The 16,890-nt window shown below is 68.6% G+C and carries 20 protein-coding genes; 10 read left to right on the top strand and 10 right to left on the bottom strand.

Annotation, left to right across the window (positions count from 1 at the left end):
• Positions 1–89: 89 nt before the first annotated feature.
• The 6 genes from ACZYX4_RS00530 to asd all read left to right on the top strand — a co-directional run bounded on the left by ACZYX4_RS00530 (position 90) and on the right by asd (position 4,288).
• Positions 90–1,175 carry a WXG100 family type VII secretion target gene (locus ACZYX4_RS00530; protein WP_463872924.1) on the top strand — a complete coding sequence of 362 codons (1,086 nt, stop codon included), beginning with the start codon at positions 90–92 and terminating at the stop codon, positions 1,173–1,175.
• Between the two features lie 9 nt (positions 1,176–1,184).
• Positions 1,185–1,838: a hypothetical protein gene (locus ACZYX4_RS00525; protein WP_463872923.1), complete on the top strand. Its 654-nt coding sequence runs from the start codon at positions 1,185–1,187 to the stop codon at positions 1,836–1,838.
• Positions 1,825–2,226 carry a hypothetical protein gene (locus ACZYX4_RS00520; protein WP_463872922.1) on the top strand — a complete coding sequence of 134 codons (402 nt, stop codon included), beginning with the start codon at positions 1,825–1,827 and terminating at the stop codon, positions 2,224–2,226. The genes ACZYX4_RS00525 and ACZYX4_RS00520 overlap by 14 nt, the downstream gene beginning before the upstream one ends.
• A 44-nt stretch (positions 2,227–2,270) precedes the next feature.
• Positions 2,271–2,675, top strand: a complete 405-nt coding sequence (locus tag ACZYX4_RS00515; protein WP_463872920.1) for a hypothetical protein — start codon at positions 2,271–2,273, stop codon at positions 2,673–2,675.
• A 191-nt stretch (positions 2,676–2,866) separates the two neighbouring features.
• Positions 2,867–3,094 carry a hypothetical protein gene (locus ACZYX4_RS00510; RefSeq protein ID WP_463872918.1) on the top strand — a complete coding sequence of 76 codons (228 nt, stop codon included), beginning with the start codon at positions 2,867–2,869 and terminating at the stop codon, positions 3,092–3,094.
• Positions 3,095–3,145: 51 nt separating this feature from the next.
• A complete protein-coding gene (asd, locus tag ACZYX4_RS00505) occupies positions 3,146–4,288 on the top strand; it encodes an aspartate-semialdehyde dehydrogenase (RefSeq protein ID WP_463872917.1) in 1,143 nt (380 codons plus the stop codon).
• Positions 4,289–4,307: 19 nt separating this feature from the next.
• Here asd and ACZYX4_RS00500 read toward each other — a convergent pair whose 3' ends face one another.
• Positions 4,308–5,414: a winged helix DNA-binding domain-containing protein gene (locus tag ACZYX4_RS00500; protein WP_463872915.1), complete on the bottom strand. Its 1,107-nt coding sequence runs from the start codon at positions 5,412–5,414 to the stop codon at positions 4,308–4,310.
• A gap of 69 nt (positions 5,415–5,483) precedes the next feature.
• Here ACZYX4_RS00500 and ACZYX4_RS00495 point away from each other — a divergent pair, with 69 nt between their 5' ends.
• Positions 5,484–5,972 carry a hypothetical protein gene (locus ACZYX4_RS00495; RefSeq protein ID WP_463872913.1) on the top strand — a complete coding sequence of 163 codons (489 nt, stop codon included), beginning with the start codon at positions 5,484–5,486 and terminating at the stop codon, positions 5,970–5,972.
• Between the two features lie 13 nt (positions 5,973–5,985).
• Here ACZYX4_RS00495 and ACZYX4_RS00490 read toward each other — a convergent pair whose 3' ends face one another.
• The 4 genes from ACZYX4_RS00490 to ACZYX4_RS00475 form a co-directional block, all read right to left on the bottom strand.
• Positions 5,986–7,053 (bottom strand): UDP-N-acetylmuramate dehydrogenase, encoded by a 1,068-nt coding sequence (locus ACZYX4_RS00490; protein WP_463872912.1) that lies wholly within the window; start codon positions 7,051–7,053, stop codon positions 5,986–5,988.
• Between the two features lie 50 nt (positions 7,054–7,103).
• Entirely contained in the window at positions 7,104–7,241 is a 138-nt protein-coding gene (locus ACZYX4_RS00485; protein ID WP_463872910.1) for a hypothetical protein, read from the bottom strand.
• Positions 7,242–7,321: 80 nt separating this feature from the next.
• Positions 7,322–7,759, bottom strand: a complete 438-nt coding sequence (locus ACZYX4_RS00480; protein WP_463872909.1) for a MaoC family dehydratase — start codon at positions 7,757–7,759, stop codon at positions 7,322–7,324.
• Positions 7,760–7,761: 2 nt separating this feature from the next.
• Complete coding sequence (locus ACZYX4_RS00475; RefSeq protein ID WP_463872907.1) at positions 7,762–8,235, bottom strand: FAS1-like dehydratase domain-containing protein; 474 nt, start codon at positions 8,233–8,235, stop codon at positions 7,762–7,764.
• Positions 8,236–8,379: 144 nt separating this feature from the next.
• Here ACZYX4_RS00475 and ACZYX4_RS00470 point away from each other — a divergent pair, with 144 nt between their 5' ends.
• Both ACZYX4_RS00470 and ACZYX4_RS00465 read left to right on the top strand, forming a co-directional pair.
• A complete protein-coding gene (locus tag ACZYX4_RS00470; protein WP_463872906.1) occupies positions 8,380–8,757 on the top strand; it encodes an ArsR/SmtB family transcription factor in 378 nt (125 codons plus the stop codon).
• Complete coding sequence (locus tag ACZYX4_RS00465) at positions 8,754–10,415, top strand: SulP family inorganic anion transporter (RefSeq protein WP_463872905.1); 1,662 nt, start codon at positions 8,754–8,756, stop codon at positions 10,413–10,415. The genes ACZYX4_RS00470 and ACZYX4_RS00465 overlap by 4 nt, the downstream gene beginning before the upstream one ends.
• On the opposite strand, the gene ACZYX4_RS00460 is transcribed toward ACZYX4_RS00465, so the two are convergent.
• The 5 genes from ACZYX4_RS00460 to ACZYX4_RS00440 form a co-directional block, all read right to left on the bottom strand.
• A complete protein-coding gene (locus ACZYX4_RS00460) occupies positions 10,405–10,629 on the bottom strand; it encodes a DUF3188 domain-containing protein (RefSeq protein ID WP_463872904.1) in 225 nt (74 codons plus the stop codon). The two genes, ACZYX4_RS00465 and ACZYX4_RS00460, sit on opposite strands and share 11 nt — an antisense overlap.
• 128 nt (positions 10,630–10,757) lie before the next feature.
• On the bottom strand, positions 10,758–11,708 hold the full coding sequence (locus ACZYX4_RS00455) for a DUF2797 domain-containing protein (protein WP_463872903.1): 951 nt from the start codon (positions 11,706–11,708) through the stop codon (positions 10,758–10,760).
• A gap of 23 nt (positions 11,709–11,731) precedes the next feature.
• Positions 11,732–12,595, bottom strand: coding sequence for an HpcH/HpaI aldolase/citrate lyase family protein (locus ACZYX4_RS00450; RefSeq protein ID WP_463872901.1), 864 nt, complete (start codon positions 12,593–12,595; stop codon positions 11,732–11,734).
• Positions 12,596–12,766: 171 nt separating this feature from the next.
• Positions 12,767–13,735 (bottom strand): aldo/keto reductase, encoded by a 969-nt coding sequence (locus tag ACZYX4_RS00445; RefSeq protein WP_463872899.1) that lies wholly within the window; start codon positions 13,733–13,735, stop codon positions 12,767–12,769.
• Entirely contained in the window at positions 13,732–15,438 is a 1,707-nt protein-coding gene (locus ACZYX4_RS00440; RefSeq protein WP_463872898.1) for a glycoside hydrolase family 13 protein, read from the bottom strand. The genes ACZYX4_RS00445 and ACZYX4_RS00440 overlap by 4 nt, the downstream gene beginning before the upstream one ends.
• Positions 15,439–15,545: 107 nt before the next feature.
• On the opposite strand from ACZYX4_RS00440, the gene ACZYX4_RS00435 reads away from it, so the two are divergent.
• Positions 15,546–16,724, top strand: a complete 1,179-nt coding sequence (locus ACZYX4_RS00435) for an ROK family protein (protein WP_463872896.1) — start codon at positions 15,546–15,548, stop codon at positions 16,722–16,724.
• The last annotated feature ends 166 nt before the right edge of the window (positions 16,725–16,890 follow it).

The following is a 16,890-nucleotide window of genomic DNA, read 5'->3' as shown; positions in this document are numbered from 1 at the left end:
GATTGGTGGCCGTTCGGCATTTTCGCCGGAATGCACGGGGTCTGCGCCGCAGCCGGTTAGGCTGATGCACGTACAAGGGGGATGCCGCTATGGCAGGAAATTTGTGGGGCGCCGACGTCGCCCAGCTGCGCACACTCGCACAACAGTTCGGCAAGACGTCCGAGTCACTGCTGCAGCAGTCCACCACACTGACGTCGGCCATCAACGGCAACACGGCGTGGAAGGGGGCCGACGGCGCCAGGTTCACGTCCGAGTGGAACAGCAGCCACCGCGCCCTGATCCAGAAGACCGCGTTCGCCCTCAAGGCAGAGTCGAAGCGGCTGCTGACCCACGCCGAACAGCAGGAGAAAGCCAGCAACGCGGCCGCCGGTGCCGGCGGCGGGCCCGGCGCCCTCGGAGCCGCGGGCGGCAACTGGGCTGTTGTCGGCGGGGCGGCCGTCGTGGGCGGGGTCCGGGCCGCGATGGGAGTCCAGAAGAACATCAAGGCCCCGCTGACGCTGGCCAAGCATGTCGGCCAATACGGCTGGGTCCTGAAGAACCAGCGTGCGGAACTGGCCCAGACCATGCTCACCAAGGGGCGCCACCGCCTGGGCGGACCGGCTTTCGACAGCCGGCACCTGGGGCAGACCACCGCCGGGAACCGCGCCCTCGAGGTGCTGCTCAAGGACACCGGCAAGTCAAACCGCATCCTCGCGCGGATCGACAAAGCCTCTGACATCGTCTCCCTGAAGAACCTGAACAAGTACATCGGTCCGCTGTCCAAGTTCGGACCGCTGCTGGAGGAAAAAGCCTGGATAGGAGCCGGAAGCAAGCTCGAATGGCTCGGGAAATCAGGACTCGCGCGCGGGCTCGGCTGGGCCGGCGTGGGATTCAGCGCCGCCGACTCGGTGCGGAGCTTTGCAGACGGGGACATCAAGGGCGGTGTCGGCAGCGCACTTAAAGCCGGGCTCGGCGTCGGCTGCTTCCTGCCGCCTCCGGCCGGAACCGTCTGCCAGGTGGCCAGCGTCGGGGTCGCCATCTACGAAAACTGGGAGACCATCAGCAGTGTGGGCAAGAACGTCGGCGAGGGTATCGCCAACGCCGTCAAGGATCCGGGAAAATTCGTCAGCGACGCCCAGGATACCGTCAAAGATGCTGGGACGTCCGTGGCCAAGTTCTTCGGCTTCGGGGATTAGGAGACTCGTATGACTGTTCAGGATGAGACACGGCAGGAGCCGCGGCTGGGCGTCGACGTGATCGGCTTCGGGGTAGGCGAATTCGCCTATCTGCTCAACGTGTTCGAGGGCCCCGCGAGGGACCGGTCCGTCAGCGTCTTCCGCGCCGAGGAACTGGTCGATGATGTCACGCTTTCCACGGCCGGGGCGTCATCGCTGATGGCACGGGACATGGCTACCGTCGACGAGGACGGGGACCTCGGCGTGAAGGGGGTGGCTGCGGCCGTCGCCACGGCCCTTGGGCAATCGTCGCGCTGGACCGAACTTTCCTTGCTGACGGAGGACAGCATGGACAACGTGGTGCTGGTCGAGGCGCCCGGCGTCGCTCTGATGCTGCAGCCGCGGCTGCTGGGAACCTGGTTCGTCTTCGCCCAGGATCCCGCCATCAGTTCGGCTGAGGCAACCCTCCGCGTGGTCCGCCAGCACGTCGAGCAGAATCCCGGCGGCACCGCCTACCTCGTCTTCAAGACCCTTGACGCGGAGAAGCACCTGCTAATCCGCCGCGGCGAGGACACCTGGGCCACCGGCATCCCCAATTTCGCCACCGACGAAGTCGCAGAAACCGAAGGACTGGACGACGCCGCCCTGCTGCGCGGCATCCGGGAGTCCCGTGGCGAGGCGTAGCCGGGACATTCCCCAGGAGCCCGGATACGTGCCGTACCAGCCGACTGAAGCGCGGGTCATCCACCGTCTGGCGGAGAACGGCGAGGTGGTCGCGTACACGGCTGAGGAATACGGTGTCCGCAAGGACGACGGCCTTGGCATCATCAAACCCACGAACTCATCAGCCGGTCTGCTGGTCCTGGCAGTCCTGATCACCATCGCATTCGGCGGGATGCTGTACGGCCTGGTCCAAATGGGAATCACCGACCAATGGGAAATTCTGGGCGAGATCTGGTGGATGTACCTGTTGATCCTCTATCCGCTGATCTTCGCCTGGTCCAGTTATTTCGCTGAGCGCAAGGCCGAGAAATTGCGCAAGGCCCGCAACCTGCCACGCCCCGTTGAATAGCGTGCACGCCCTCGTGGAGTCCCGTTGCCAGGCGTACCCGGGACGTGCCCCAGACGCCTGGCTACATCCCATACCAGCCGACCGAAGCGCGGGTAGTCCACCGCATGGCGGAGAACGGCGAGATGGTCGCCTACACGGAGGAGGAGCACGGGGTCCGCAAGGACGACGGCAGCGGACTGGTCAAGCCTGTCAATTCGGCCCGCGGCCTACTTTTGATGGCTATTGTCGTGTCCGCTCTTGATTGCCTGGTGCTCTACGGTCTGATCAGAATCGTGCTCGACGGAACCTGGGAGATACTCGCGGAAACCTGGTGGGTGCTCATTGTCGGCATCTTTGTGCCCTGGGCGTGCTGGAGCTACCACTTCAAGGAACGCAAGGCCGCGAAGCTGCGCATAACTCGCAACCTCCCCGCCCCGTGGGCCCCGCAGGCGGTGTCCGGTGACAGTTGAGTCGTCACAGCGCCGTACCGCGCTCTTCCGTCCGTGGTACTACGGCACCGGACTGGACAGCACGATCCATGCGTACACCCGGGAGGAGTGGGGCGTCGGCGGCTCGCAGCCCTACGGGAACTACTCGGTCCATACCGTCACCGGCCTGGTCACCGTAACAGCCCTGATGCATCGTCACCACCGCAGCCGGCATGCGGGCCCTCGGCGTCTTTTTCGCCGCGGTGGCGGCATTCTCACTTTTCCTTATTGCCGCTCCCGCGGCCAACGGCCAGGACCCGCTGTGGGGAGCACTGCTGCTGACCATCGGCGGGATCGCCGGCCTGGTCTACGCCGTGCGGCTGGAGCTCTCCGAATTCCGGGCGCGCAGGATCCGCCGGGAACGGGGCATCGCAGATCCCAGCCCGCGGCAACTGAACTGAGCAGGACGTAACCGGCTGCGTCCCGCCGCCAACACTGTCTAAACTGGCTCAATGACTACAGCAGCTACTCCGTCCGTTGGACTGGTCGGTTGGCGTGGCATGGTCGGCTCCGTCCTGATGCAGCGCATGCAGGACGAGGGCGACTTCGCCAACATCAACCCGGTATTTTTCTCCACCTCGAACGCGGGAGGCGCCTCCCCCTCGTTCGCAGGTTCTGCCGGGGGCAACGCCGGCAAGCTCGAGGACGCGTTCGACGTCGAGACGCTCGCCAAGCTGCCGATCATCATGACCGCCCAGGGCGGGGACTACACCCAACAGGTCCACGGCGAGCTGCGCAGCCGCGGCTGGGACGGTCTCTGGATCGATGCCGCCTCCACCCTGCGGATGAACGACGATTCGATCATCGTGCTGGACCCGATCAACCGCGACGTGATCGACAAGGGCCTTGCCAACGGCACCAAGGATTTCATTGGCGGCAACTGCACCGTCTCCTGCATGCTGATGGGCCTCGGCGGGCTGTTCAAGAACAACCTCGTCGAATGGGGCACCTCGATGACCTACCAGGCGGCCTCCGGCGGCGGTGCCCGGCACATGCGCGAGCTGCTGAGCCAGTTCGGCACGCTCAACGCCCAGGTCAGCACAGAACTGGACGACCCGGCGTCGGCCATCCTGGAGATCGACCGCAAGGTCCTCGCCCACCAGCGCACCGACATCGACGCCACCCAGTTCGGCGTGCCGCTGGCCGGGTCGCTGATCCCCTGGATCGACGCGGACCTCGGCAACGGCCAGTCAAAGGAAGAGTGGAAGGCCGGGGTGGAAACCAACAAAATCCTCGGCACCTCCGGCGATGAGCACATCATCATGGACGGGCTGTGCATCCGGATCGGCGCCATGCGCTCGCACTCCCAGGCGCTCACGCTCAAGCTCCGCGAAGACCTCTCCGTCGCCGAGATCGAGACGCTCCTGGACGCGGACAACGAGTGGGCCACGGTGGTGCCCAACACCAAGGAAGCCTCCATGGCGAACCTCACGCCCGTGGCGGCCTCCGGCACCCTGGACATCCCGGTGGGCCGCATCCGCAAGCTGGAGATGGGGCCGCAGTACATCAGCGCCTTCACCGTGGGCGACCAGCTCCTGTGGGGTGCGGCCGAACCGCTGCGCCGCATGCTCAACATTGCGACCGGGAACCTTTAGGGGCTCCTCCAACCCCCGTTCAGGTGCCGAGGAATCTCCGGTACTTCGCGGCCTGCAGCTCAAAGGATCGTTGGGCGGCAGGCCGCAGCCCGTTAACCTCATCGAAGGGCTCAGGAACCACCACTGCGGTCTTTCCGCTGCGGGACACGTCCCAGGTGCCGACGATTTGGCCGCCGGCGACAATCGTCTTCCGGAAGACCCCATTGCCGCCCGGCACGATCTTGTCCGCGTGTTCCGGGGGCAGCACGAGCGACCGGTCCGTGTAGCCGAGCAGGAACTCGTCGAATCCGGGCAGCGCCAGCACCAGACGCCCCGCGGGGACGCCTTCGTCAAGCAGCGCCGCCGTCTCCGGGGACATCCAGTAGCTGGTCCCCTCGAATGCCACCTCCGCCAACTGGTCCCTCACCCGGGCCAGGGCCGCGCGGACCTCCGTCAGGGGAATGCCGGACCACCAGGCAAAGTCCCGCTCTGTCGCTGGCCCGTGGCTGCGCAGGTACCGCAGCAGCCACTCGGCCGTGCCCTCCGCACGGTCCAGGACCCGCGACTCCGTGATCCAGTCGTCGAAGGCCACCACCAGCTGCTGGTTGCCGGCCAGCGGGCCCTGCACCAGGAGTCCCCGCTGGCACAGGATCCCGAGCAGGTGGATGCCGCGCTGGCCGGTTGTGGACTGGCCTGCCCGCTCGAAAGCCTGGAACAGCTCGGCCCGGCTGGCGGCTGCCCCGCCGGAGACCAGCCGCAGCGCGGTTCCCATCGCGGTGTCGACGTCCGCGGGAGTGATGCCGAGTTCCCGGTGGCGCCCGGCCAGGCCCCGGATCAGCCGCTCGGAGGTGATGGCCAGCATCCACTTGAGATCTTCGGGCGCCAGCAGGTTCAGGGTGCCGCGCATCGGCCAGGAGCGGACTATTTCGCCCCGGTCCAGGGCGCTGCGGACATCACCGGCGCGGGATCCCGGCACACGCAGGCCCACAGCCCAGAGGGCGGACTGCAGATCCTGCGCCTGCATGGCCGTCATCCAGCGCACCGCCGCCGGGACGCCGTGGAATCCGGACCCGGCCAGCCCCTGCGAGGCCAGCCGCAACCGTCCCAGGATCCCCCGGCTCAGCCGGGCACGCGCCATTGCTGCCATGCACCCATGCTAGGACTCCTGGCGGGTGGTTCCCAGCCTCCGTCCAGCCGGACTCCCTACCCTTGATGGATGACCCTGAGTGAGATGTGGCCGCTGCTGCGGCCCCTGAGCCGGAGGCTGGCCCTGCTGGGCTGGGCGTCCAGCGCTGCCGGCATGGCCGCCGGGCTCGCCGTTGCCATTGCGAGCGGGACACGGCTGTCGCCCGTGATGAGCACCCTGCAGCTCGTGGCGGTGGTGTCCATGACCGTGGCAGTGACCAGTTTCGTCACGGCCGCCTCGGTGCAGCCGCGTCCTCCCGTTCAGGGCGCCGTTGAATCATCTGTTGCACCGGACAGCCCGGAATTCAGCGGATTCCCGGACACCGTGCAGAGTTTCCTGCTCGGCTCGATGACACTGCTGGCCGGGGCGGTCGCCTTCGCCCTCGCCGGCCTGGTGCTCCGCAGCGGGCCCAGCGCCCAGTCCGTGGCGTTTTGCCAGGTTTTCTTTATGGGCGCCGCCGCGTCCGGCTTCACCTTTATGCTGTTCAGCAGGGTCGCCGGACACCGCCGCGGGAACTGAGGACGGCCGCTTCCTAGAGCTCGACGCCGATCAGCAGCGGTTCCGGGTGTAGTTCAATCCCAAAGCGTTCGACGACGCCGCGGCGCACTTCGCGCGCGACCGCCAGCAGGTCCGCGGCGCTGGCCGTTCCCCTGTTGGTGATGGCCAGGGTGTGTTTGGTGGACAGCGAGGCCCGGCCGCCGGAGACGCTGTCCGGCTCGAGCCCGAATCCCTTGCCGTAGCCGGCCTGGTCGATCAGCCAGGCCGCCGAGAGTTTGGTCAGCCCGTCCGCGCCGCCCGGGTAGCGCGGCGCGTCCTCGGGCAGCCCGGCGGCGACGGCTGCCGGGACGATCGGGTTCGTGAAGAAGGAACCGGTGGAATAGGTGTCAGGGTCCGCGGCGTCCCACACCATTCCCTTGGATGCCCGGAGCCGGAGCACTTCACGCCGGACGTCGTTCGAATAGGCCCGCTGGCCGGCGTCGACGCCCAGCGCCCGGGCCAGCTCGGCGTAGCGGATGGGCGCGCTCATCCGGCCCAGCGGCAGCTGGAACTCGACCGTGAGCACGACGTAGCGCGGGGAGCCGTTGACGGTGGTCTGCTTGAGGATCGAGTCGCGGTAGCCGAACTTCAGCCCGGAACTGGTGAAGGTGTGCACGGCGTTGCGCTGCCGGTCCCAGGTCCGCACGGCGGCGATGGTCTGGGAAACGTCACAGCCGTACGCACCGACGTTTTGGACCGGGGTGGCGCCCGTGGCGCCCGGAATGCCCGAGAGCGCCTCGATGCCCGACCAGGCGTGCCGCACGGCGTGCTCAACCAGGGCGTCCCAGTTGTGCCCGGCCTGGACCACAACGGAGACGCCGCCGCAGGAGTCCTCCGAGGTGACAGCGAAACCCTCCGAGGCGATTTTCAGCACGGTGCCGGGGAACCCGTCGTCGGACACCAGCAGGTTGGAGCCGCCGCCGATGATCAGCAGGGGTTCACCGGCAGCGTCCGCTGAGCGGACGGCCTCGATGATCTCTGCCTCGGTGCGGGCTTCGATGAAGCTGCCGGCGGGGCCGCCGACGGCGGCCGTGGTCAGGGCGGAAAGCAGTGTCTGGGTCACCCGACCAGCCTAGCCGGGCAACGCCGGACTCCCCTAAGCGGGGCCGTGCGCTACCCGGTCTTCCGGGCCACCGGGGAGAGCAGGAAGCTGACCACGAGCATCGCCATCACGGCCGGCAGGGAGTGCAGGGTTCCGACGTGCTCCGCCAGCAGGCCCAGCAGGAGATGGAGGAGCCCAGGGTCATGCACAGCAGCAGCCCGACATTGCCCGGCGTGAGGTCCAGCCCGTCAGGATGGCCCGTGGCCACGCTCACGGCATCGCCATGCGGCTAGGCCAGCCTGACGACGGCCTGGGCCTTCATGAGCACCTTCTGCCCGGCGCAGGTGACGGTCAGGTCCACCCGGGCAGTGCCCGCCTCGGCGTCGATCGCTCCGATGGCGCCGCTGACCTCGACCACGGCCCCGGCCCCGGCCGTTCCCGTGGTGTCTGACACCGGGACCGGTTTCGTGAAGCGGGTCTGGAAATCGACGACGGCGGCAGGATCGCCGGCCCAGTCGGTGACGAGCTGGACGACGGAGCCCATGGTGAACATGCCGTGCGCGATCACGCCGGGCAGTCCCACGCTGGTGGCGAAGGCTTCGTTCCAGTGGATGGGGTTGAAGTCGCCGGAGGCACCGGCGTACTTGACGAGGTCCGTGCGGGTGACGTCGATGCTGCGGCTGCCGACGTCCTGGCCGACGATGAGTTCCGAAAGTATGGGTGTCATGGTTACTGTCCCTCTCCGCGGACCAGAATGGACGAGGTGGCGGTGGCGACGGGCACGCGTGCGGCGTCGTCGGCGGCACCGGCGGCCAGCGCGAAAATCTCCGAGCGCGTGGTGATCATGGCTCCCCCGCCCATGGCCCGGACGCCGTCGACGTGCAGTTCGGCAACCAGCCGGTCCCCGGCGACGATGGGCCGGTGGTGGATGAACCGCTGGTCGGCGTGGACCACACGGGTGAAGTCGATGCCGGAGTCCGGATCCTCGATCAACTGGGCGTCCGCCCGCTGCGCGACGATGATGGCGAAGGTCGGTGGTGCCACAAGGTCGCTGTGCCCCAGTGCGGCGGCCGCATCCAGTTCGAAGTGGGCGGGGTGGGTGGCCTTGACTGCGCGGGCGAACTCGCGGATTTTCTCGTGGCCGACGTCGTACACCTCTTTGGCAGGGTAGCTGCGCCCCTGCAGGTCCGGATTGATAGTCATGGGGTCCAGCCTAGCGGCAGGCTTCCGGCCACACGCGCCGCTGACGGGGACGGGACAGGGTGACAGCTCTGCGGTATGATGAAAACATAAATTCATCAATTCGCGGCCGTTCCCGGCCCCGCCGACGAGAAAGCCCAGGCAGCGATGATTTCCCCAGCGCAAACCCCCCTGTACGAGATCAAGGCGAACCTGTTCAAGGCCCTCGCCCACCCGGCGCGGATCCGCGTGCTCGAACTGCTGTCCACCGCGCCGGATAACTCGGCGCCCGTCAGCTACCTGCTGGCCGAGACGGGCCTGGAGGCCTCCCACCTGTCCCAGCACCTCGCCACGCTGCGCCGGCATGGGGTGGTGACCTCGTCCCGGTCCGCCAATGCCGTGACCTACCGGCTGTCCCATCCGAAGATCGCCGAATTGCTGGCCATCGCCCGGACCTTCCTCCTCGACACCCTGGCCGATTCCAGCGAACAGTTCATCCTCGCGCAGGGACTTCCCAGCGGCCATCTGCAGGGTTCCGCTTCATGAATGCCGCGTTGGGTCAGCTCAGCCGGTTCCTGCCGTCCCGCCGTGACTACGACGGGCTGCGCTCATCCTGGAAAACGGATCTCCTGGCGGGAATCACGGTAGGAATTGTGGCCCTGCCCCTGGCACTGGCCTTCGGCGTGAGTTCCGGCGTCGGCGCCGAAGCCGGGCTCATCACCGCCGTCGTGGCCGGTCTGGTCGCCGCGGTTATGGGCGGCTCGCACGTCCAGGTTTCCGGCCCCACCGGCGCGATGGTCGTGGTGCTTGCTCCGGTCGTCGCCGTCCACGGGATCGGCAGCATCGCGCTGTTGTCCCTGATGGCCGGGCTGATGGTGGTTATCCTCGGCATCAGCGGCCTGGGCCGTGCGGTGGCCTTCATCCCCTGGCCGGTAGTGGAGGGCTTCACCCTCGGCATCGCCGCGATCATCTTCCTCCAGCAGGTTCCCCTGGCCACCGGCACCGAGGCAGTGCCGGGACACAACACACTCCTGGCCGCCTTCGAGAGCGCTTCCCAGGCCACCCTGCCCACCGTTCTTCAGACGCTCGGCATCGTCGCGGGGGTGGCTGCCGTGATGTTGCTGCTCCCGAAGCTGAACAAGGCCCTGCCCGCGAGCCTGATCGCGGTGCTGCTGGCCACCGTGGCCGCTGAGCTGCTGCAGCTGGACATTCCACGGATTGGCACCCTGCCGCAGTCCCTGTCCGCACCGTCGGTCCCGTCCCTGGATCCGGCTCTGTTGGGCGCGTTGCTGATGCCGGCGGTGTCCATCGCGATGCTGGCCGCCATCGAGTCCCTGCTCTCCGCGCGGGTGGCCGCCGGCATGGTGGGCCCTGACGGGAGGCCCTCCGGGGCCTACAGCCCGGACCGGGAGCTGATGGGGCAGGGACTCGCCTCGGTCGCCTCGGGGTTCTTCGGCGGCATGCCGGCCACGGGCGCGATCGCCCGGACCGCGGTCAACGTCCGCTCGGGCGCCAAGACCCGGCTCTCCGCGATTGTGCACGCCCTGGTCCTGCTGGCCATCATCTATCTCGCGGCGGGCCTGGTCGGGAAGATCCCGCTGGCCGTCCTGGCCGGGATCCTGATGGTCACGGCCACGCGCATGGTGTCCAAGCGCACGGTCACCGCCATTATGCGTTCCACCCGCGCCGACGCGTTCGTGTTTGTCCTGACGGCCCTGATCACCGTGGCCTTCGACCTGATTGTGGCCATCGAGATCGGTCTGGTCGCCGCGGCCATCTTCACGCTGCGGAAGTTCGCCTCGCTCAGCGGGGTCAAGCGCGAGGAGATTCCGGGACCGCGCGAGGAGGGCGACGAGCACATCGCGATCTTCCGGCTGGACGGGGCCATGTTCTTCGGTGCCGCGGAACGGGTCCTGCAGGAAATCAGCCAGGTCAAGGACATCCAGGTGGCCGTCATCCGGCTCTCACAGGTGCGGATGCTCGATGCCACCGGCGCCCATACGCTGGTGGAGGTCATCTCGGCGCTGGAGCTGCGCGGTGTGACGGTCCTGTTGAAGGGCGTCCAGCCGCAGCACCTTGAGCTGGTGACTAACGTCGGGGTGATCCGCTCGCTGCGGCACCACAAACACCTGTTCACGTCCCTGCCCGAGGCAGTGGCGCACGCCAGGAGCCACGTGCGGCGGAACGCTGCCGCTAGCGCTTGAAGTTTCTGCGGATCGTCTGGCCGCGGACCACGATCCCGGCGATGTGCAGGACCAGGCCGAGTCCGATCACGGCCAGGGAGGCGACGGCCAGGTCCTGGTTGCCGGAGCTGTTGCCCACGACGTTCAGGACGACGCCGACGCCGAGCAGGCCCATGGCAGTGAAAACGAGCACCTTGTAGGTGGTTGGCGCGGAGTCCCAGAATTCTTTCAACACCGTGCCAGTCTACTGGGGACCGCCGGCAAGGCCGCGAGCCGCAAGATTCCTGGCGACACTCAAAATGCCTGCCGACGCGGGACTACCGGCGCGTCCGGCATTTTGCGCGTCGCGGGGCACTTTCAGCGTCAGAACAGGGATTCCTGGACCGCCGGGACGCCGGAGCCGTGGTCGCCGAGCGCAATGGTCCGCGCCTTGAGCTGGCCGAGGTTGACGACAAATTCAAGATCGGCGCCGTCGAGCCGGGCCAGCGCGACGCTCCCGCTCAGCGAGTCGATCCGGAACCCGTGGGCACCGGTGCTGAGCTCATGCGGGTAGGCGTGCCGGGCGGCCGGCGCGCAGACCGCATCCGAGACGCCCGGCCGCAGCCAGCGCTCGTCCACGACGTCGAAGCCGCCGCCCCCGGCGCCCGCGAGCAGCCCGCGGACCTCGGCGGCCAGCCGGCTGTTCCGGGCATCCAGTTCGGCGGCGGGCGCCGGGCCGGCCAGGGCCGCGGCTTTGGCGGCGGCGCGGATCTGCTGCGGGATGCCGGCGTCGCGGGTCACCAGGTCCTCGAGGTTCCTGACCACCCTGCCGTCGTCGGCGCGGGCGACGTAGCGGGCGGCGACGGCGCCCTGCTCGGCGAGTCTCTTCCATTTCCGCAGGTTCGCGGCGGTGCCCACCTTGCTGGCGCCGTTGGCGAAGGTGGCGATGTACAGCCAGTGCGGCTGCATCAGGTAGGCCCGCAGGCCGGGCGGTACGCGCCCGCCGCGGTGGAAATCGTGGATGAGCCGGGAATCGTCCACGACGAAGCACCGCACACACTGGCTGCCCTTCACGGCCGGTGCACGGTCCGGGCACAGGACGTGATCGCGCTCGGCGGGCCCGTGAACCACGTGGTGCCCGAGGCAGCGCTTCCCCGGTGCGGCCAGCCTGAAGCCGAGCCGGGTGCCGGCGTCGAGCGGCAGGTCGGTGAAGCCGCCCCCAGGGTCCTGCAGCCGCATCGCCGGGCGCCCGCCACCGGGGTCCTGCGCTGCTGCCGGTCCGTCCGGTTCGGCATCCCAAAAGACCCCGTGGACCAGATAACAGGTATCGGTCACGGGGTCTCCCTGGTTCGGGCTGGCTACAGGGCCGGCTGCACCCCAAAGGCTACCGCGAGCTTCATGATCTTCTCGGCGCGGCCCAGGCGGGGCAGGTCGGAGCCGTCGCGGATGACACGGCCGTTGGCCTCGAAGTCGGCCATGAAGTCGGTGGCCCAGGCGACGTCGGACGGCGTCGGGCTGATGACCTCGTTGATGATGTGGGTCTGGTCGATGGCGAGGCAGAGCTTGCCGGTCATGCCCATCATGACGGTGATCCCGGTCTGCTCGCGCAGGATCGGGTGGTTGGTGCCGACGGTGGGGCCGTCGATGGGGCCGGGCAGGTTCCCGACGCGGCTGGCCACGACGAGCTTGGCGCGCGGGTAGGCCATGGCTTCCGGGGTGGCCGCCATGCCGGTGTCGCGGCGGAAGTCCCCCGAGCCGAAGGCCAGCCGGAAGGCGCCCTGGGCCTTGGCAATGTTGTTGGCTTCCTCGATGCCGACGGCGGATTCGACCAGCGCAATGACGGGCGTCTTGCCGTCCATGCGGTGGAAGCTTTCGGTGACCTGGTCCGCGGACTCGGTCTTGGCCAGCATCACACCGAGCAGGCCCGGAGTGCCGCGCAGCCCGGCGAGGTCGTCCGCCCAGAAGGGGCTCGTGGCGTCGTTAATCCGGACCCAGGCGCTGCCGCCGGCAGTCAGCCAGTCCACCACGTGCCCGCGGGCGGCATCCTTCTGCGAGGGGTCCACCGCGTCCTCGATGTCCAGGACGATGGCATCCGCGCGGGAGGCGGCCGACTGGTCGAAGAGCTCGGTTTTCATGGCATTGACCAGCAGCCAGGAGCGGGCGATTTCAGCGGGGATGTTGCGTTGGGGCCGGAGGGTCCCGGCGGTGGTGGTGGAAGTCATGTATCTACGCTATCCGCCCGGGGGCGTTTGCGGCTAAGCGATCCGGCCCTCCGGGGCGACCATTACGACCAAAATCACGTCCCCGCCCAAGTAGCTGGCAGCAGAAGCCCTTTTCAGCGCTCACAACGGCCCCTGCCGCGGGCTACTTGGGCGGGGTATGACGGCGGGCGTCTACGGGATGTTGCTGCCGCGTGCCGTCACCCAGAGCCGGTACCACTCGGCCCGGGTCATGGCCGCGGCGACCGCGGCCGCGTCCGCGCAGGCACGGATACGGTCCGGGTTGGCGGTGCCGATCACCGGGGCGATTCCAGCCGGGTGCTTCATCAGCCAGCCCAGCAGGACCGATTCCCCCGTCGTCTTTTTCTCCGCAGCCAGCTGCGCCACGAGCCTGGCCGTCGCTTCCTCCGCGGCCGACGGCGTCGCGGCCGGGGCCCCGGTGTAGAGCCCCCGTGCCAGGGAGCCGTAGGCCTGCAAAGTGATTCCGTGCCGGACACAGTGCTCCACGGTGCCGTGCGGGAAGCTGTAGTCCGTGCCCTCGGCATGGTTGACGAGCACCGTGCTCTCCAGCCAGGCGCGTTTGAACAGGCTCATCTCCAGCTGGTTGGCGACCACCGGCGTCTCGAGCCGGTCCTGCAGCACCTCGATCTGCGCCCCGGACATGTTGGACACCCCCAGCGCCCGGACCTTGCCTTCGGCCATCAGCTGCCCGACGGCGGAGGCCACCTCGGCGGGGTCCATCAGCGGATCGGGGCGGTGCAGCATCAGCACGTCCACGTGGTCGGTGCGGAGCCGGCCGAGGCTTTCGTTGACCCGGGCCAGGATGGCGTCCCGGCTCAGGTCGTAATACGTCTCCAGTCCGTGTTCGTTGAGCCGGATGCCGCACTTGGTCTGCAGCCTGATGCGGTCCCGCAGCCCCGGGGTCTGCGCGAGCACCTCGCCGAACACGGCTTCGGACTTGCCGCCACGGTAGATGTCGGCATGGTCGAACAGGGTGATGCCAGCGTCCAGGGCGGCGTCGACGGCGGCAGCCGCCTCGTCCACGTGCGCGGGCGAGTGCGGCTCCGGCGACCAGCTGCCGCCCAGGCCCATGCAGCCGTACACCAGTTCCCGGCCTGGCTCTTTGGCCTCCGGCCAGTTCACCGCAGCCAGACGGTGGTGCTGCCCGGCAGGAGGTTCTTCTCCAGCGGCCCGCTGCTGAGCAGCACCGTTCCGGCGGGCAGCGGGGCAGGCTCGTTCCCGAAGTTGGTCACGGTCTGCCAGCCACCGGGGCGGCTGAAGTGCAGCACCTCGGGGCTGGCCGTGGTGTGCCATTGGAGTTCTTCCGAGGTCTGCAGTTCCCGGCGCAGCTTCAGCGCCCGGCGGTAGAACTCCAGCGTGGAACCCTCCGCGCCGTCCTCGGCTGCGACGGCGTAACGGCCGAACCACTCCGGCTGCGGCAGGTGCGCCCCGCCGTCGCCGAAGCCAAAGGAGCTGCCCTCGGCGGCCCAGGGCAGCGGCACGCGGCAGCCGTCCCGGCCGATCTCCACGCCCTTGTTCCGGAAGAAGGTCGGGTCCTGCCGCTCGGCGTCGGGGATGTCCGTGACTTCCTGGAGCCCCAACTCCTCGCCCTGATACAGGTACGCGGACCCCGGCAGCGCCAGCATCAGCTGGGTGGCCGCGCGGGCACGGCGCAATCCGAGGTCGACGTTGAGTTCCTCGGGCGGGGCGCCGGCCAGCAGCCAGCCCTTCCCGTCCTGGCCCTTGGCGTGCTTGCCGCCGCCCTTGGGCAGCCCGTAGCGCGTGGCGTGGCGGACGACGTCGTGGTTGGAGAACACCCAGGTGGAGGAGGCGCCGGACTCGGTGGCCTCGGCGAGGTTCCGGGTGATGATTTCGCGGAACTCGTCGGCGTCGAAGTCGGCCTGCAGGAGGTCGAAGTTGAACGCCTGGCCCAGGCCCTCCGGGCTCGCGTAGCGGCCGCGGCGGCTGGCGTGGACCCAGGCTTCGGCGACCGCGGTGCGCGGCGGGTTGTATTCGTTGAAGACCTCGCGCCACTCAACGTAGATCTCGTGGACCTCGTCGCGGTCCCAGAACGGGTGCGAGCCGTCGTCGAAGCCGTCGGTGCCGCTGTTGGCCTCGCTGAGTTCGACCCTGGACTGCAGCGGCTCGGTGAGATCCTTGGTCAGGGCGTGCGCGACGTCGACGCGGAAGCCGTCCACGCCGCGGTCGGACCAGAAGCGCAGGGTCTTGAGGAAGTCGTCGCGGATTTCCCGGTTGGACCAGTTCAGGTCGGGCTGTTCCTTGGCGAAGATGTGCATGTACCACTGGCCGGGGGTGCCGTCCGGTTCGGTGATGCGCTCCCAGGCCGGGCCGCCGAACACGGACTCCCAGTCCGACGGCGGGATCTCACCGTTCCCGCCTTTGCCGTCGCGGAAAATGTAGCGTTCCCGCGCGTCGGAGCCGCGGGGGGACGCGAGTGCCTCCTGGAACCAGGCGTGCCGGTTCGAGGAGTGGTTGGGCACGATGTCGGCGATCAGCTTGATGCCGGCGGCGTGCAGGGCCGCGGACATCCCGGCGAAGTCCTCCAGCGTTCCCAGCTTGGGGTCGACGTCGCGGTAGTCATCGACGTCGTAGCCGCCGTCCGCGAGGGCTGAGGGGTAGAACGGGCTCAGCCAGACGGCGTCGATCCCCAGGTCCTTCAGGTAGGGGACCTTCGCCGTGATGCCCTTGATGTCCCCGATTCCGTCGCCGTTGGAGTCGGAGAAGCTGCGCGGGTAGATCTGGTACACGGAAGCCTGGCGCCACCAGTTGGCGTCGGCGGCGAGATCGGAACCGGACAGGGTTGCCAGCGTGGCGGTGTTGGACAAGAGATGATCCTTCGGGTTCGGAGCGGTGCTTCTGATAATTTAGATACAAGCTAAATATATTGCCGGGTCAATTATGGGTCCGGACTTCCGGGGAGGTCAAGATTCTGATGCCGCACGCAGCCGCCGCCACGCCCCAGCTGCTGCGCCGGGTCAACGCCCGCTCCGTGCTCGCCGCCATCCGGACCACGGAGGTGGCCACCGGGACCGAGCTGATGGCCCGGACCGGGCTGACGCGGGCATCGGTCATCGCCGTCTGCGAGGACCTGATCCGGCGCGGCTGGATCCGGGAACTGGAGGCGCGCGATGAGGAACAGCCCGGAAATCCGCGCAAGGGGCGCCCGGCCCGGCGCTTCGAGCTCAACAGCGGCGCGGGATTTGTGCTGGGCCTCGACATCGGTGCCGCCACCACCACCGCGGCGGTCGCGGACCTCCGCGGCACCATCCTCGGCCGTTCCAGCGAGCTCTTCCGGGCCGCCGACATCCCCGCGGAGGAGCGGATCGACGTCGTCGACCGTGCCTGCCGCCGGGCACTGTCCGCCGCCGGGACCGGCCCGGACAGGGTCCTGGCCGTTGGCGCGGGCATCGCCGCCCCCGTGGACCGTGACGGGAATGTGCTCGTTGCCCAGCATTTCTGGAGCCTGTTCGACGTCGGGCTCCGCGCGGCGCTGAAGGATCTGCACGGCTGGACGGTGCTGCTGGAGAACGACGCGAACCTCGCCGCCCTGGGCGAACGCTGGCGGGGTTCCGGCGCCGGCGTCGACGATCTTGTGGTGCTCCTGGCCGGCGAACGGCTGGGCGCCGGGGTGATGGAGTCGGGGCGGCTGCTGCACGGCCGTGGCGGCGCCGCAGGCGAAATGGGGTACCTGGACCTCGTGGAGGGCGTCGGCTCCAGCGACGGCATCGCCAGCCTCGCCCGGCAGTGGTCTGCCGCCGGGGGCGGGCCTTCCGCGGGAGGCGAGGCGAGCGCCCGCCGTGTCTTTGAGGATGCCGCTGCCGGGGATCCCGCCGCGCTGGCCATCCTGGCGCGCATCTCGGACCGGATGGCCCGGGTCATCGCTTCCGTGGCGAGCTTCGTGAACCCGGAGCTGGTCGTGATCGGCGGGGCGGTGGCAGAATCCGCCGGTGCGCTGCTGCCGGGCATCACGGCCCTGCTCCCCCGGTTCACGGCAACTCCCCCGCGCGTGGCCGTTTCTCCCCTGGGCGATGCGATTGTCACCGTCGGTGCCGTCCGGCATGCCCTGGACTACGTCGAGGCGAACGCGCCGGAGCTGGAGCTCGGGCGGTAGGCAGTCCCACTGTTCGGCGGGACACACGGTTCGGCGGGACACACGGTTTGGCGGGGCGCCGGGTGCGGCGGGGCGCAGGGTGCGGCGGGGCGCATTCTTTGGCGAGGCGCCGGGTATTGCTCAGGATTAAGCAATGATTCGCTGCTGAAGACGCAGGTTTGGTGCA

It is taken from the genome of Pseudarthrobacter leeuwenhoeki (genome assembly GCF_055412885.1).
Note: the sequence above shows the minus strand (reverse complement) of the source record. Positions and strands in the feature narration are given on the sequence as shown.